Source organism: Streptomyces lydicus (genome assembly GCF_001729485.1).
In the GTDB taxonomy this organism is placed as follows: Bacteria; Actinomycetota; Actinomycetes; order Streptomycetales; family Streptomycetaceae; genus Streptomyces; species Streptomyces lydicus_D.
In genome coordinates this window covers 8,110,244-8,124,898 of record NZ_CP017157.1, presented here as the reverse complement: position 1 = coordinate 8,124,898, position 14,655 = coordinate 8,110,244, and the positions used below count along the sequence as shown (strand labels likewise).

Below are 14,655 nucleotides of genomic sequence, written 5' to 3'. Positions count from 1 at the left end.
TGGGTTGCGCGTTTGAGCCGAACGAACCGGGCCGAACCGCCGCGGGGCACCGGCCGGGAACGGCGGATACCGGCGGATCGCCCCTTGCGCCCGGACGGCCGTACGCTCGGACCCATGCGACTGAGCACCGTGATACTCCCCGTCCGCCGCTGGTCCGACGGTGGACGGGAGGTGTGGCAGCGCGCCGAGGAGCTGGGCCTCCACGCCGCGTACACCTACGACCACCTCTCGTGGCGGACCTTTCGGGAACAGACCTGGTTCGGCGCCCTCCCGACGCTGACCGCGGCCGCCGCCGCCACCTCCCGGATGCGGCTGGGCACCCTCGTCACCTCGCCGAACTTCCGGCACCCCGTCACCCTCGCCAAGGAGCTGATCTCGCTCGACGACATCAGCGACGGCCGGGTCACGCTGGGCATCGGCGCCGGCGGCAACGGCTTCGACGCCACCGCGCTCGGCCAGGAGGCATGGTCGCCGCGCGAGCGGGCCGACCGCTTCGGCGAGTTCGTGGGGCTGCTCGACCGGCTGCTGACCGAGGACGCCGTCACGTACGAGGGCGTGCACTACTCCGCGGACGAGGCGCGCAACATCCCCGGCTGTGTGCAGCGTCCGCGGCTGCCGTTCGCGGTGGCGGCCACCGGCCCGCGCGGACTGAAGCTCGCCGCCCGGTACGGCCAGGCGTGGGTGACGACCGGGGACCCCAAGGTCTCGAACGCGGGCGGTACGCCGGCCGAGTCGCTGGCGGCGGTCCGCGGGCAGCTCGAACGGCTCGCCAAGGCGTGCGCCGAGCAGGGCCGGGACGCCGCCGAGCTGCAGAAGATCATGCTGACCGGCTTCACGCCGGACCGCCCGCTGGACTCCATGGACGCCTTCGTCGACTTCGCCGGCCGGCACGCGGAGCTGGGCATCGACGAGCTGGTCCTGCACTGGCCGATCGCCGATTCCGTCTTCGCGGCCGACACCGCGCTCTTCGAGCGGATCGTCACGGAGGGGCCGGCGCAGCTGGACGCCGCGTAGGGCGCGGGGGCGGCGCTGCCCCGAGGTCCGGCCCGCAGGGCGGCTCGCGCCGAGGGCGCTCTGCGGGGCGGGGCCTCGGGGGCGACGTACGGGCCGGCCGACGCGCTCGGCATCCGGTGCCTCGGCTTTACCCCGTATATAGCCGTGAAGAGGGAGAATCGGGGCAGCGGCGCAGTGTGGCGGACGCGGCGCGCCGGGCGAGGCCGGCGCGCGAGCGGGCTGTCGCGCTGCGCGAAGTGCGGTGTGTGTGGAGGAGCCATGGCACAGACCCGATTCGCCCCGGACCGCGGGCTCACGTCGCGCATGGTCACGACGATGTTCCTCATCGGACTGCTGTACGTCGTGGTCGTCAGTGTGCTGGTGGTGCTGCTCAAGGGCGCCTGGGTGGTGGTGCTGCTGATCGCCGGGGCCCTGTTCGTCGCGCAGTTCTGGTACAGCGACCGGATCGCGGCGTTCAGCATGGGTGCGCGCGAGGTCACGCCGGAGCAGGCACCCGAGCTGCACGGGGCCGTGGACCGGCTGTGCGCGCTGGCCGACATGCCCAAACCGCGGGTCGCGATCGCCGAGTCGGACGTGCCGAACGCCTTCGCGACCGGCCGTAACCAGAAGAACTCGATGGTCTGCGCCACGACCGGGCTGCTCCGACGGCTGGAGCCGGAGGAGCTGGAAGGGGTGCTGGCCCACGAGCTCTCGCACGTCGCGCACCGCGATGTCGCGGTGATGACGATCGCGTCCTTCCTCGGCGTGCTGGCCGGGATCATCACCCGCGCCGCCCTGTGGAGCGGCGTCGGACGCAACAACCGGGACCAGAACGCGGCCATCGCCGTGCTCATCGTCACCGCCGTCAGCGTGGTCGTCTACGCGATCAGCTTCCTGCTGACCCGGCTGCTGTCCCGTTACCGGGAGCTGTCCGCCGACCGGGCCGCCGCGCTGCTGACCGGCCGGCCCTCGGCGCTGGCCGCCGCGCTGACGAAGGTCACCGGTCAGATCGCGCGGATCCCGACCGAAGACCTGCGCAAGGCCCAGCCGTTCAACGCCTTCTACTTCGCTCCGGCGTTCAACAAGGAGAGCTTCAACCAGCTGCTGTCCTCGCACCCGACGCTGGAGCAGCGGCTGGAGCAGCTCGGCCGGATAGCCGCGGAGCTGGGGCGGCCGTGAGGGAGCGGACGGCGGCCCGGGCGCCGGAAATGATCAATGTGCCGTGATGAGCGAGGAGTTGGGTCGCGCATGGGATTTCTGGACGCCATCCTGGGCCGCAGCAAGCCGGTACGCCCCGATCTCGACCAGCTTTTCGCGCTGCCGTCCGCGGCGGTGACGCTCCAGGCCGCGGCCGGGTTCGAGGCCACCGGGCTGGGCTCGGTGTGCTTCGCGAGCGTCGAGGGCGGGGCGTTCGCGCGCATCCAGGAGGAGGCGCGGGCCCTGCTGGACGGCTCGGTGGAGTTCACCCAGGACGCCTACGGCTACACCTGGCTGCTCGTCCGGCATCCGCCGGAGGACGTGGCGGGGCTGGTCAACGACCTGCACGCGGTCAACACGTCCCTGGAGGAAGCGGGTTTCGGCCCGCAGCTGCTGTGTTCGCTGGTCGGCTTCCGCGACGACCGGCAGCGGTCGCTGGCGCTGGTCTACCTCTACAAGCGCGGCACGTTCTACCCGTTCGCACCGGCGCAGGGCGCGGGCGAGAAGCGCGACAACCCGCTGGAACTCCAGGTGCGGGCGATGCTCGGGGATGATCTGACGGTGGAGAAGGATCTGGCGCGGTGGTTCCCGGTGTGGGGGGCGCCCGGTCTGTGAACGGGGGGAGGCGGGGCGGCGGCAGGGCGAGCGGGCCGTGCTGGCCGTGCCGGCCGGGCGGGCCGGCTCAGTCCGGGGAGCGGAGGAACGCCGCCGGGACGCCGCTGGTGAGCCAGACCCCGTTGGCGCTGACCTGAAAGACATGACCGGCGCGGTGCATCGCCCCGGCGTCCACGGTCAGGACCACGGGTCGGCCGCGCCGCGCCCCCACCCGGGTCGCGGTTTCCCGGTCGGGCGAGAGATGCACGGCATGCCGGGACATCGGGCGCAGCCCCTCCTCCCGGATGGCGGCCAGGCTGCGGGCCACCGTGCCGTGGAAGAGGTGCGCGGGCGGTACGGCCTGCGGCAGATCGAGGTCCACGGGCACCGTGTGGCCCTGGTTGGCGCGGATCCGGTCGCCCTCGATCGTGTACCGCCGCTTGTCGTTGCCGGCGACCACCGCCGCCAACTCCGCCCGGGAGAACGGGAATCCGTGGTGCGAGGCCGCCGAGAGGAGCTCGTCGACGGGCACCCAGCCCTGGGCGTCGAGGGTGAGTCCGATCCGCTGCGGTTGGTGCCGCAGATGCTTGGCCAGGTATTTCGAGAGGCGCACGGAGCGCTGGTCGGTCATGCCTCCAGGGTGCCGCGCGGGGTGCCGGGCGGCACCTGAATGCGCAGCGGCCGGGGGCTGCCCGGTGGCGTGCGCACTCGTCACCGGGGGCGGCGTGCGGCTCCGTGGCACGCGCGGCGTCCCGCTCCGTGGCACGCGCGGCGTCCCGCCGGTCGCTACTTCTGCTGTCGCGCCTGCCGGTCGCCGTGCTCCTGGGTGCCTTCCTCGTGCGGGGTGACCTCTCGGTGGCCCTCCTCCCGCGGGCTTTCCTCCTGCCGGGCGCGCGCCAGTTCGTGCTGTGCCCGCGCGAGGTTGCTCGCCTTTCGCGCCTTCGCGCTCGTCACTTCCTCGGCCGCCCAACGGGCCCACTCCTCCTGGGTGGCCGACATCCGGAGGCCGTACTCCAGGGCGATGCGTCCGTAGACCGAGATCATCTCCTCGTCCCACTGGGCGGTGGCATCGATGTGCTCGTACGCGGCCCGTGCGCGGGCGGCGCCCTCGGCCTGCTGCAGCAGGTAGGTCTGCGCTTCGAGCGGGGTGATGATGCCGAGGAAGAAGACCCGCAGCAGGCCGTCGTGGCGGACGGGGCCGCTGGGCTCGACCTCCGTGAGCCAGTGGCGCAGCTCCTCCAGGCCCTCGCCGGTGATGGTGTATTCCTTGCGGCCTCGGGGGCCCTCGGCGGCCACCTCGACCAGCCCGGCGTGGGTGAGCTTGGTGAGCTCGCCGTAGACCTGGCTCTGCGTGGCGGGCCAGACGTTGGTGAGCGTGGCGTTGAACAGCTTCATCAGGTCGTAGCCGCTCGCGGGGGATTCGGCCAGCAGGCCCAGCACGGCATGTCTCAGGCTCATGGTCAGTACTTTACCTTCCACTGTTGACATGTCAAAGATGGAGGTTCTAAGTTCGACATGTCGAAGTTGGAATGTGGCGGCGGGTGAGGGATCCGGGGCCGCGAAGAAAAAGGGGGAGCCATGAACTATCTGCGGGCGTTCATCCCGTGGCTGGTCTTCGCGGGGGTGTCCTCGGCCGGCTGGCAGTGGGGCGCAATCGCCGGTCTGGTGGCCTCGGTCGTCCTGCTCATCGCCGACCGCGCCGCGGGGCTGGCCGTCGACCACCGCCTGCTGGAGTACGGCACGATCGTCTTCTTCGCGGCGCTCACCGCGCTGGCCTTCGCCCGCCCCGACAGCGACCTCAAGACGTACGGCAGCGCGCTCTCGATGGGCTGGCTGGCGCTCATCGCCTGGGCGTCGATCGCCGTCCGGCGGCCCTTCACGATGGGGATCGCGCGCCGGATGGCGCCGCCGGAGGTCTGGGAGACCCCGCTGTTCCGCCGCATCAATGTCGTGCTCACGGCCGCGTGGGCGCTGTCCTTCACCCTCTGTGCGATCGCCCAGGCAGTGGCCTCCGCCTACGCCGTGAACGTGATCTTCTCGATCCTCGTCCAGGTCGCCGGGTTCGTCCTTCCCGCCCGCTTCACCGCCTCGTACCCGGAGCGGGCCCGTGCCCGCTTCATGGCGCAGGCCGGTGCGCGGGCCGACATCCAGGGAGGTTTGGCGTCATGAACACCACCTCGTCCGCCGCTCCGTCCGAGTCCACCGCTCCCGCACCGCACATGGCCGGCAACTTCGCGCCGGTCGCGGAGGAGCTGACCGCCTACGACCTCCCGGTCGCCGGCACGATCCCGCCCGAGCTCAGCGGCTGGTTCCTGCGCAACGGCCCCAACCCGAAGGACGCCGCGTCGCCCCACTGGTTCTTCGGTGACGGTATGGTCCACGGCCTGCGTCTGGAGGGCGGCCGGGCGGTCTCGTACCGCAACCGCTGGGTGCGTACCGCCACCTTCACCGACGGGCTGCCCGTCCGGGACGCACGGGGTCGACGCAACCTCGCGGCGGGCGTGGCCAACACGCATGTCGTCCGGCACGCCGGCCGCACGTTCGCCCTGGTCGAGACCTCGCTCCCCTACGAGATCGACTGTCGTCCCGGCCACGAGCTGGAGACCGTCGGCGCCTACGACTTCGGCGGCCGGCTCACCACCGCCATGACCGCCCACCCCAAGACCTGCCCGACCACCGGTGAGCTGCACTTCTTCGGCTACGACGTCGCTCCGCCGTACCTCACCTACCACCGCGCCGATGCCGCCGGCGAGTTGGTGGTCAGCCGCCCGGTCGACATGCCGGCGTCCACGATGATGCACGACTTCCACCTGACCGCCGGCCATGTCGTCTTCATGGACCTCCCGCTGGTCTTTGACCGTGCCCACCCCGGCATGCCGTACCGCTGGGACCCGGAGCACGGGGCCCGGCTGGGCGTGCTGCGCCGCGACGACCCGTACGGTGAGGTCCGCTGGCTGCCCATCGACCCGTGCTACGTCTTCCATGCGCTGAACGCCCATGACGACGGTGACGACCGCATCGTCCTCCACGTCTCGCGCTACGCGGACTTCGGTGGCCCGGCCCAGCCCTGCCTGTGGCGGTGGACGATCGACCTCACCTCGGGCACGGTCGCCGAGGAACAACTCGACGACCACCCTTGCGAGTTCCCACGGGTGGACGACCGCCTCGCCGGCCTGCCGGCCCGCTTCGGCCATGCCACCGCGGGCGAGCTGCCCGGTTCCGGCCCCGTACCGGGGGCCCTGCTCCGCTACGACCTGCGGACCGGGGCGGTCGTCCGTCATGACTTCGGTCCGGGCCGCACGCCGGGCGAAGCGGCCTTTGCCCCGGCGGACGACCTCCCCGGCGGCCGGGGATGGCTGATGACGTACGTCCACGACGCGCGGACCGATACCAGCGATCTGGTGATCCTCGACGCGGAGGACATATCCGCCGACCCCGTGGCCACGGTCCGCCTTCCGCAGCGCGTGCCCTACGGCTTCCACGGCAACTGGCTCCCGGATCCGACGAGTTGAGCGGCCAGGACGTGCGCGGGCGCGTCCGCCCGAACCTTGACAACACCACAGAGCGGACAGCGGGCGGAGGGTGACGGGTCCTATCCGTGGGGGCCCGCCGCGGGACCCGAGGGGGGCGTCCTACGGGGGCTGCCCGAGGCCAGTGCGTCCAGGGTGCGGGCCTGCACCTCCCGCCGGGCAGCGGCGGTGATGAACGCCGCGGTGTGCTCGGCGCCCACCAGGGCCCGCACGGCCTCTACGGCTTCGGCGGGGAGCACCACCGCCTCCGAAGCCGTGGCTTCCGGGGCGGCCCTCTCCGGGCCGGGCGTCTCCGCGGCGGTCGCGGTACGGGGGGCCGCGACCGCCCCGGGGGCGGACCGGGGCCGGTGGACGCCGGCGGCCCGCTCGGCCGCCGGGTCCTTCGTTCCGGTCGTCCCCCGCGGCTCCGGGCCCATGGCCGCGGCCGCCCTCCGGGCCTCCGGGAGCGCCTCGCTGAGGTGCTGGCGCAGATAGCGGGTGGCCAAGGTGCGCATGGCGCGGGCGAGTTCGGCGTCGATGGTCTGCTGGGCCAGCGGGCGCAGCCGGCGTACGAGGGCGGCCGCCTCCGCGGCCTCCGCCTCGGTCGGCGGGTGGTCCAGGAAGGGCTGGAAGACGTGCTCGGTGGTGAAGTCCAGGAAGCGGGCGGCGATGTGCTCCACCTGTCCGCGCACCTCCCGCAGATGCCCGGAGATCGCCAGGAGGGGCACACCGGCGGAGTGCAGTTCGGTGGCGACCGCGAGTTCCTGCGGGCTGGGCACCAGGAACTCGTCGTCCCGGTCGGGAAGGCGTTCCAGGACTCCCAGCTCGACGGCCTCGGCGACCGCGGACTCGTCGGAGGTGCCCCCGAAGGCCGCGTCCAGGTCGGCGCGGCTGATGCGGGCCGCCTTCTCGTCGGTCCAGGGGCCGTCGATCTCGGCGACCAGCCCCAGCACCCCGCCGAGGTCGAGGCCGGCGTCCCACGCCTGGAGGAGTTCCTTGATGCTGGCGAGGGTGTAGCCGCGGTCGAGCAGATCGGCGATCTGGCGCAGCCGCGCCAGATGGGCGTCGCCGTAGACGTTCGCGCGGCCGCGGCGCTCGGGGCGGGGGAGCAGTCCGCGGTCCTGGTAGGCGCGGATCGTGCGGACCGTGGCGCCGCTGAGGTGGGCCAGGTCCTCGATGCGGTATTCGGCCGGGCGGGGTGCTGCGGGCGGCTGCTCGGTCACTGCGGTGCTCCTCACGAGATGGCCGCGCGCTACGAGACGGCCGCGCGGCCCACCGCGCCCGCCGCGGCCCGCGCGGCCGGCGAGGACGCCAGGTAGGCGACGGCCGTGCGCGGCGACCCTTCCTGGGAGGGATGGTACGACCGCCGCGCATAGCGCGGTATCGCCGCTCCCAGCTCACGCCGGGGCTCCCGCCGCGTCTCCGGGCCCCCGCCGGTGTTCCGGGCGCCCGCCGGTGCTCCGGGGCTCCGGTTCCAGTCGGCGGGGCGCTCGGGGCCTCGGCCGGGGTCAGAGCTTCGGCTCCATGCGGGCGAGGGTGCGCAGGGCCCGTGGGGCGAAGCGGGACAGCAGATGGGCACCGCGGGCCTCGGGGGTGACCGGCACCACCGCCTCGTTGCGCACCACCGCGCGCAGCACGGCGTCGGCCACCTTCTCCGGCGGGTAGTTCCGCAGCCCGTACATCCGCGCGGCCTTGGTCTGGCGGCGCTTCTCCTCCTCGGCGGAGACACCGGTGAAGCGGGCGGTGGCAGTGATGTTGGTGTTGACCAGGCCGGGGCAGATGGCCGAGACACCGATGCCCTGGCCGGCCAGCTCGGCGCGCAGGCACTCGCTCAGCATCAGCACCGCCGCCTTCGAGGTGCTGTAGGCGGGCAGCATCTTCGACGGCTGGAAGGCCGCGGCCGAGGCGGTGTTGACGATGTGGCCGCCCTGCCCGCGCTCCGCCATCCGCCGCCCGAAGGCCCGGCAGCCGTGGATGACACCCCACAGGTTGACGTCCAGCACCTTCTTCCAGTCCTCGGTGCTGGTCTCCAGGAAGGAACCGGACAGGCCGATGCCGGCGTTGTTCACCAGCACGTCGACGGTGCCGTACTCGGTGTCGACCTTGTCGGCGAGCTTCTCCATCGCCGCCTCGTCCGAGACGTCGACGACCTCCGACCAGGCGTGTGGAGCACCGATCAGACGGGACATCTCGGCGGTCCGGGCCGCGCCCTCGGCGTCCCGGTCCACGGCGACGACCCGGGCGCCGGCCTCGGCGAAGGCGAACGCCGTCGCCCGGCCGATGCCACTGGCCGCGCCGGTCACCAGCACCAGCTGCCCGCCGAACCGGTCCGCGTACGGGCCGGGAGCCGTGGCGTGCTTCGCCGGGTCGCCCTCTTCGCGGGCGGTGACGAACTCGGTGATCCAGGAGACGAGTTGGTCGGGGCGGGTGCGGGGGACCCAGTGCTTGGCCGGGAGGGTGCGCCGCACCAGTCGGGGTGCCCACTGCTCCAGGTCGTCGTAGAGGCGCTGGGAGAGGAACGCGTCCCCGGTGGGGGTGACGAGCTGGACCGGGCAGTGCGCATAGGCGTCGGTGCGGGGCCGGCGGAGCCTTGCGCGCACGTTGTCGCGGTAGAGCCAGGCGCCGTGCGCGGCGTCCGTCGGCAGCGAGGCGGTGGGGTAGTCGCCGGCCGCGACCTTCTCCACCCGCTGCAGGATCTGCGGCCAGCGCTTGCCGAGCGGTCCCTTCCAGGCCAGTTCGGGGAGCACGGGGGTGTGCAGCATGTAGACGTACCAGGACTTGGCGCCCTGGGCGAGGAGCTGGGCGGCCCGGCGGGGAGTGGGGCGGGCCACCCGTCGCTTGATCCAGTGGCCGAAGTGGTCCAGTGACGGGCCCGACATGGAGGTGAAGGAGGCGATCCGGCCCTCCGTCCGCGGCACGGTCACGAACTCCCATGACTGCACGGAACCCCAGTCGTGGCCGACGAGGTGGACCGGGCGGTCGGGGCTGACGGCGTCGGCGACGGCCAGGAAGTCGTCCGTCAGCTTCTCCAGGGTGAAGCCGCCGCGCAGGGGCCGTGGTGCGGTGGACCGGCCGCAGCCCCGGACGTCGTAGAGGACCACATGGAAGCGGTCGGCCAGGCCGCGGGCGACCTCCGACCACACTTCCTTGCTGTCGGGATAGCCGTGCACCAGCACCACGGTGGGGTGCGCCCGGTCCCCGAGCTCCGCGACGCACAGCTCGACGCCGCCGGTGCGCACCCAGCGCTCCGTGGCCCCCGCGAGCCCCGCGCCCGGCTCCCGCACCGGTACCGGCTCCCGCCCCGGGCCCCGCCCCGGGCCCCGCCCCGGGCCCTGTCCCGGATCCCGCACCGGCCTCTGGTCCCGGCCCTTGTCCCGTCCACGTCCCGTGTTCACGCGGCCTTCTCCTCCTGCCAGCGCCGCACATGCGGCAGATCGTCGTCCAGCCAAAAGGCGCTCTCCTGCGGGTCCTTGGAGTCCGTCACCACCAGGATCTCCTCGAACTTCGCGCCCGTGCCCCGGAATCCGAGGTGGGGTTCGACCGCCCACAGCCCCGGCTGCGGCGGGTGGTCGGAAAAGGTGTACGGGCTCCACAGCGGGGACCAGCCGTCGCGGTGGCCGTGCAGCGCGTCGGAGGCGAGGCCCTTGAGGGACTGGGCGCCGAACCCGAAGAGGGTGGGGGACCAGCGGCGCTGCCGGACCCGGTCGATCTTGTGGGCGATCACGCCGAAGGGATAGGCGCGGTGCCGGTTGGCGTAGCCCTGCCGCACCATCAGCCGGTCGACGTCCTCGTAGATCTCCCGCAACGGGCGCCGCTCGCGCACCTCCCGCAGGATCAGCGCCCGGTGGTTCTCGAGGTCGGCGAGCAGCCGGTCGTGCACGGGGTTGAGCCCGAGGCAGCCGGAGTAGCCGATGTCGGCCGTGAAGCCGTTGTGGACGGGGGCCATGTCGAGGATGAAGGCCATCCCCGGTTCCAGCTCGCGGTGGGTGGGGAAGAACTGCAGCGGTATCCGGAAGTTGACGAAGGCGGTGCGGTCGCCGAACCAGGCGAACGGCAGATGGAACCAGTCTCGCACCCCGCGCTCGCGCAGCCACTCGCGCTGCATCCGTGCCGCCGCGCGCTCGGTGACCCCGGGCTTGAGCTGGGCGGCGACCGCTTCCGCGCAGTCGTAGGCGAGCCGCTGGACCTCTCTGAACCCCCTTAGCTCGGCGGTGAGTTCTCCGGCTCCTGCTGAGGTCGCTGAGGTGACTGAGGCCATCGCCAACCGTCCGTCCGTGAGCAGTTCATCGCGGTACGTGCCCGTAACTTGACACTGATGAATGTGACAATGGCCGGCGGCTGCGTCAAGGGGTCCGCACGCCCTGAGCTCTCCGCGCTCCCGCCCCGGCAGGCAACGCGCCCCGCCCGAACACCCGCGAGGTGCTCCCGCCCGGCACCCGCAACCCTGAGGGTCGGGCCGCTCGAAGCAGGAGAACCCCTACGGGCCGTAATACCGCAGGGGGACCCACATCCCATCGTCTGGTCTGACGACCGATGTGGCGGGCACCACTACCGTCGAAGACGTGACTGTGATCGTGACCGAAAGCCTGAGCAAGCGGTACCCGCGGGTGACCGCCTTGGACCGGCTCTCCGTTGACATCGCCCCCGGCGTAACCGGCCTGGTGGGTGCCAACGGCGCCGGCAAGTCCACCCTGATCAAGATCCTCCTCGGCCTGGCCCCGGCCACCGAGGGGACCGCCCACGTCCTGGGGTTGGACGTGACCAAGGACGGCGGCGCCATTCGTGAGCGGGTCGGCTACATGCCCGAGCACGACTGCCTGCCGCCGGACGTCTCGGCCACCGAGTTCGTCGTGCACATGGCCCGGATGTCCGGCCTGCCGCCGACCGCCGCCCGGGAGCGCACCGCCGACACCCTGCGCCACGTCGGCCTCTACGAGGAGCGCTACCGCCCCATCGGCGGCTACTCGACGGGCATGAAGCAGCGTGTCAAGCTGGCCCAGGCGCTGGTCCACGACCCGCAGCTGGTCTTCCTCGACGAGCCCACCAACGGCCTCGACCCGGCCGGACGGGACGAGATGCTCGGCCTGATCCGGCGCGTGCACACCGACTTCGGCATCTCCGTCCTGGTGACCTCCCACCTCCTCGGCGAGCTGGAGCGCACCTGCGACCACGTCGTCGTCATCGACGGCGGCAAGCTGCTGCGTTCCTCCGCCACCGATGAGTTCACCCAGGTCACGACCTCGCTCGCGGTCGAGGTCACGGACACCGACGCGCACCCGGACGGCACCGCGGCGCTGCGTACCGCCCTGGCCGGCGCCGGCGTCGCCGTGACCGCCGGCGCCCCCGGTTCCGAGAGCCTCGCCTCCGCCGGCCGGCTGCTGTACGTCGAGGCGGCCGGTGACGACACCTACGACCTGGTGCGCGATACCGTCGCCGGGCTCGGACTCGGCCTGGTCCGGATGGAACAGCGCCGCCACCAGATCGCCGAGGTCTTCCGCGACGCGGACGCGGCACAGACCACCCCGGCCGCCCCCGCCACCCCGGCCGCTCCCGCCACTCCGGGTGCCCCCGGCGCCCCGGCCGCTCCCGCCGCACCGACCCGGGAAGGAGGCGCCCACGATGTCGCCTGAGCCCACGCCGCCCACGACGTACGCCTCCCCCGCGCAGGGCGGGGCCTCCATCCACAACATCGGCTACCGCCACTACGACGGCCCCCGGCTGGGCCGCGCCTACGCCCGCCGGTCGCTGTTCTCCCAGAGCCTGCGCGGCGCCTACGGCCTGGGCCGCTCGGCCAAGAGCAAGGTGCTGCCGATGCTGCTCTTCGCGGTGATGTGCCTGCCCGCCGCGATCATGGTGGCGGTGACGGTGGTCACCAAGGCCGGCAGCCTGCCGGTCGGCTACACCCGCTACGCCGTCTACCTCCAGGCCGTCATCGGCCTCTACCTCGCCGCGCAGGCGCCGCAGTCCGTCTCCCGCGATCTGCGCTTCAAGACCGTGCCGCTGTACTTCTCCCGCCCCATCGAGCGCGGCGACTACGTGGCCTCGAAGTTCGCGGCGATGGCGAGCGCCCTGTTCATCCTCACCGCCGCACCCCTGCTGGTGCTCTACGTCGGCGCCCTGCTGGCGAAGCTGGACTTCCTCGACCAGACCAAGGGCTTCGCCCAGGGACTGGTCTGCGTGGCGCTGCTGTCGTTGCTGTTCGCCGGGATAGGTCTGGTGATCTCCGCGCTCACGCCCCGGCGGGGCTTCGGCGTCGCCGCCGTGATCGCGGTGCTGACCATTCCGTACGGCGCGGTGAGCGCGGTCCAGGGCATCGCCTTCGTCCAGGGCAACGAGTCCGCCGTCGGCTGGCTGGGGCTGTTCTCCCCGATCACGCTCATCGACGGGGTGCAGTCGACCTTCCTCGGCGGCACCAGCTCCTTCCCCAACGGCCTGGCACCCACGACCGCAGCCGGTTTCGTCTACCTCCTCGTCACGCTGCTCGTCATCGCCGGCAGCTATGCCCTGCTGATGCGCCGCTACCGCAAGGCCGGCCTGTGACCGCCCGCCCGTCGCCCACCACCACCCCGCGAAGGAATGGGCCGCGCCCATGACAACTCTCTCGATCGACCACGTGTCCCGCTGGTTCGGCAACGTCGTGGCCGTCAACGACATCACGATGACCATCGGCCCCGGCGTCACCGGCCTGCTCGGCCCCAACGGTGCCGGCAAGTCCACCCTGATCAACATGATGGGCGGCTTTCTCGCGCCCTCCAACGGCTCCGTCACCCTCGACGGGACGACGATCTGGCGCAACGCCGGTATCTACCGCCACATGGGCATCGTCCCCGAACGCGAGGCGATGTACGACTTCCTCACCGGGCGCGAATTCGTCGTGGCCAACGCGGAGTTGCACGGTCTCGGCCGCAAGGAGGCGGGCCGTGCGCTGGCCACCGTCGAGATGGAGTACGCCCAGGACCGCAAGATCTCCACGTACAGCAAGGGCATGCGGCAGCGCGTGAAGATGGCCTCCGCGCTGGTGCACGACCCCTCCGTGCTGCTGCTCGACGAGCCGTTCAACGGCATGGACCCGCGCCAGCGGATGCAGCTGATGGAACTGCTGCGGCGGATGGGTGACCAGGGACGTACGGTGCTGTTCTCGTCGCACATCCTGGAGGAGGTCGAGCAACTCGCCTCGCACATCGAGGTGGTGGTGGCCGGCCGGCACGCCGCGTCCGGTGACTTCCGCAAGATCCGCCGTCTGATGACCGACCGCCCGCACCGCTATCTGGTCCGGTCGGACAACGACCGGGCGCTGGCCGGGGCGCTGATCGCCGACCCCTCGACGTCCGGCATCGAGGTCGACCTCGCCGAGGGCGCGCTGCGCGTCCAGGCGGTCGACTTCGCCCGCTTCACCGCTCTCCTGCCCCGGGTCGCCCGCGACCACGGCATCCGCCTGCTGACGGTTTCACCCTCCGACGAATCGCTGGAATCCGTCTTCTCCTACCTCGTAACGGCCTGAGGCTGAAAGGAGCCTGACGCATGTCCACGACCACTCCGACGGCACCGCCGGCGTCCGGCGCCGCCCCCAGGGCCGCGCTGTTCCACCCGACCGTCGCCCGGCTCACCTACCGCGCCCTGCTCGGCCGGCGGCGAGCCATGATCCTCTTCGCACTGCCCGCCCTCCTGGTGATCATCGCGGTGGCCGTCCGCACGCTGACCGGCGCCGACGACACCACCGCCGGCGGCATCCTGGGCACCTTCGCACTGGGCACGATGGTGCCGCTGATCGGCGTGATCGCCGGGACGGGTGCGATCGGCCCGGAGATCGACGACGGCTCGGTGGTCTACCTCCTGGCCAAGCCCGTGCCCCGGCCGACGATCATCCTCACCAAGCTGCTGGTCGCGATCGGCGTCACGGTCGCGTTCTCGGCGATACCGGTCCTGCTCGCGGGCTTCCTCCTCAACGGCAACAGCCAGCAGATAGCGGTGGGTTACGCCGTCGCCGCGGCGATCGCCTCGATCGCCTACAGCGCCCTGTTCCTGCTCTTCGGCACGATCACCCGGCACGCCGTGGTCTTCGGCCTGGTCTACGCCCTGGTCTGGGAGTCGCTCTTCGGCAACCTCGTTCCCGGCGCGCGCACCCTCAGCATCCAGCAGTGGGCGCTGGCCCTGGGCCAGAAGGCGGCGGCCGAGGGCGCGATCAGCTCCGACGTCCAGCTGCCGCTCGCGGTCGGCCTGTTGGTGGCCCTCACGGCCGGTGCGACCTGGTACGCCTCGCGCCGCCTCAAGGCACTCACCCTGGCGGGCGAGGAGTAGGCCCCGACGGCGGGGCGTGTCGGCCCGGCGCGATCGAACGGCACGTCCGGGACCACACGCCCCG

General features: G+C 72.3%; 14 protein-coding genes and 1 pseudogene. 9 read left to right on the top strand and 6 right to left on the bottom strand.

Going from position 1 to position 14,655, the window contains the following annotated elements:
• Window positions 1-114 precede the first annotated feature (114 nt).
• The 3 genes from SL103_RS35295 to pspAB all read left to right on the top strand — a co-directional run bounded on the left by SL103_RS35295 (window position 115) and on the right by pspAB (window position 2,805).
• Window positions 115-1,014, top strand: a complete 900-nt coding sequence (locus SL103_RS35295; protein WP_069573135.1) for an LLM class flavin-dependent oxidoreductase — start codon at window positions 115-117, stop codon at window positions 1,012-1,014.
• Window positions 1,015-1,272: 258 nt separating this feature from the next.
• Window positions 1,273-2,172, top strand: a complete 900-nt coding sequence (gene htpX, locus SL103_RS35290) for a zinc metalloprotease HtpX (protein WP_069573134.1) — start codon at window positions 1,273-1,275, stop codon at window positions 2,170-2,172.
• A 69-nt stretch (window positions 2,173-2,241) separates the two neighbouring features.
• Entirely contained in the window at window positions 2,242-2,805 is a 564-nt protein-coding gene (pspAB, locus tag SL103_RS35285) for a PspA-associated protein PspAB (protein ID WP_069573132.1), read from the top strand.
• Between the two features lie 67 nt (window positions 2,806-2,872).
• Here the strand turns inward: pspAB and SL103_RS35280 are convergent, their stop codons facing one another.
• A complete protein-coding gene (locus SL103_RS35280; protein ID WP_069573131.1) occupies window positions 2,873-3,415 on the bottom strand; it encodes an RNA 2'-phosphotransferase in 543 nt (180 codons plus the stop codon).
• A gap of 155 nt (window positions 3,416-3,570) precedes the next feature.
• On the bottom strand, window positions 3,571-4,242 hold the full coding sequence (locus tag SL103_RS35275; RefSeq protein ID WP_079146152.1) for a PadR family transcriptional regulator: 672 nt from the start codon (window positions 4,240-4,242) through the stop codon (window positions 3,571-3,573).
• A gap of 120 nt (window positions 4,243-4,362) precedes the next feature.
• Between SL103_RS35275 and SL103_RS35270 the strand changes: the two genes are divergently transcribed.
• Both SL103_RS35270 and SL103_RS35265 read left to right on the top strand, forming a co-directional pair.
• Entirely contained in the window at window positions 4,363-4,953 is a 591-nt protein-coding gene (locus SL103_RS35270; RefSeq protein WP_069573130.1) for a hypothetical protein, read from the top strand.
• Complete coding sequence (locus tag SL103_RS35265; protein ID WP_069573129.1) at window positions 4,950-6,296, top strand: carotenoid oxygenase family protein; 1,347 nt, start codon at window positions 4,950-4,952, stop codon at window positions 6,294-6,296. The genes SL103_RS35270 and SL103_RS35265 overlap by 4 nt, the downstream gene beginning before the upstream one ends.
• A gap of 80 nt (window positions 6,297-6,376) precedes the next feature.
• Here the strand turns inward: SL103_RS35265 and SL103_RS35260 are convergent, their stop codons facing one another.
• The 4 genes and pseudogenes from SL103_RS35260 to SL103_RS35250 all read right to left on the bottom strand — a co-directional run bounded on the left by SL103_RS35260 (window position 6,377) and on the right by SL103_RS35250 (window position 10,551).
• Window positions 6,377-7,516: a MerR family transcriptional regulator gene (locus SL103_RS35260; RefSeq protein ID WP_069573128.1), complete on the bottom strand. Its 1,140-nt coding sequence runs from the start codon at window positions 7,514-7,516 to the stop codon at window positions 6,377-6,379.
• A 29-nt stretch (window positions 7,517-7,545) separates the two neighbouring features.
• Window positions 7,546-7,695: pseudogene (locus SL103_RS39480) on the bottom strand (metal-dependent hydrolase); the annotation flags it as partial.
• A gap of 106 nt (window positions 7,696-7,801) precedes the next feature.
• The gene (locus SL103_RS35255; protein WP_069573126.1) at window positions 7,802-9,577 is read right to left on the bottom strand and encodes an SDR family oxidoreductase; all 1,776 of its coding nucleotides are present in this window, start codon (window positions 9,575-9,577) and stop codon (window positions 7,802-7,804) included.
• A 107-nt stretch (window positions 9,578-9,684) separates the two neighbouring features.
• On the bottom strand, window positions 9,685-10,551 hold the full coding sequence (locus SL103_RS35250) for a M24 family metallopeptidase (protein ID WP_069573125.1): 867 nt from the start codon (window positions 10,549-10,551) through the stop codon (window positions 9,685-9,687).
• A gap of 310 nt (window positions 10,552-10,861) precedes the next feature.
• Between SL103_RS35250 and SL103_RS35245 the strand changes: the two genes are divergently transcribed.
• From SL103_RS35245 to SL103_RS35230, 4 genes are read left to right on the top strand one after another with little or no spacing between them, the layout of a single operon-like run.
• Complete coding sequence (locus SL103_RS35245) at window positions 10,862-11,923, top strand: ABC transporter ATP-binding protein (protein WP_069573124.1); 1,062 nt, start codon at window positions 10,862-10,864, stop codon at window positions 11,921-11,923.
• Window positions 11,913-12,833 (top strand): ABC transporter permease, encoded by a 921-nt coding sequence (locus tag SL103_RS35240; protein WP_069573123.1) that lies wholly within the window; start codon window positions 11,913-11,915, stop codon window positions 12,831-12,833. The genes SL103_RS35245 and SL103_RS35240 overlap by 11 nt, the downstream gene beginning before the upstream one ends.
• Window positions 12,834-12,882: 49 nt before the next feature.
• Window positions 12,883-13,794, top strand: coding sequence for an ABC transporter ATP-binding protein (locus SL103_RS35235; protein ID WP_069573122.1), 912 nt, complete (start codon window positions 12,883-12,885; stop codon window positions 13,792-13,794).
• A 20-nt stretch (window positions 13,795-13,814) separates the two neighbouring features.
• On the top strand, window positions 13,815-14,591 hold the full coding sequence (locus tag SL103_RS35230; RefSeq protein ID WP_079146149.1) for an ABC transporter permease subunit: 777 nt from the start codon (window positions 13,815-13,817) through the stop codon (window positions 14,589-14,591).
• Window positions 14,592-14,655 lie beyond the last annotated feature (64 nt).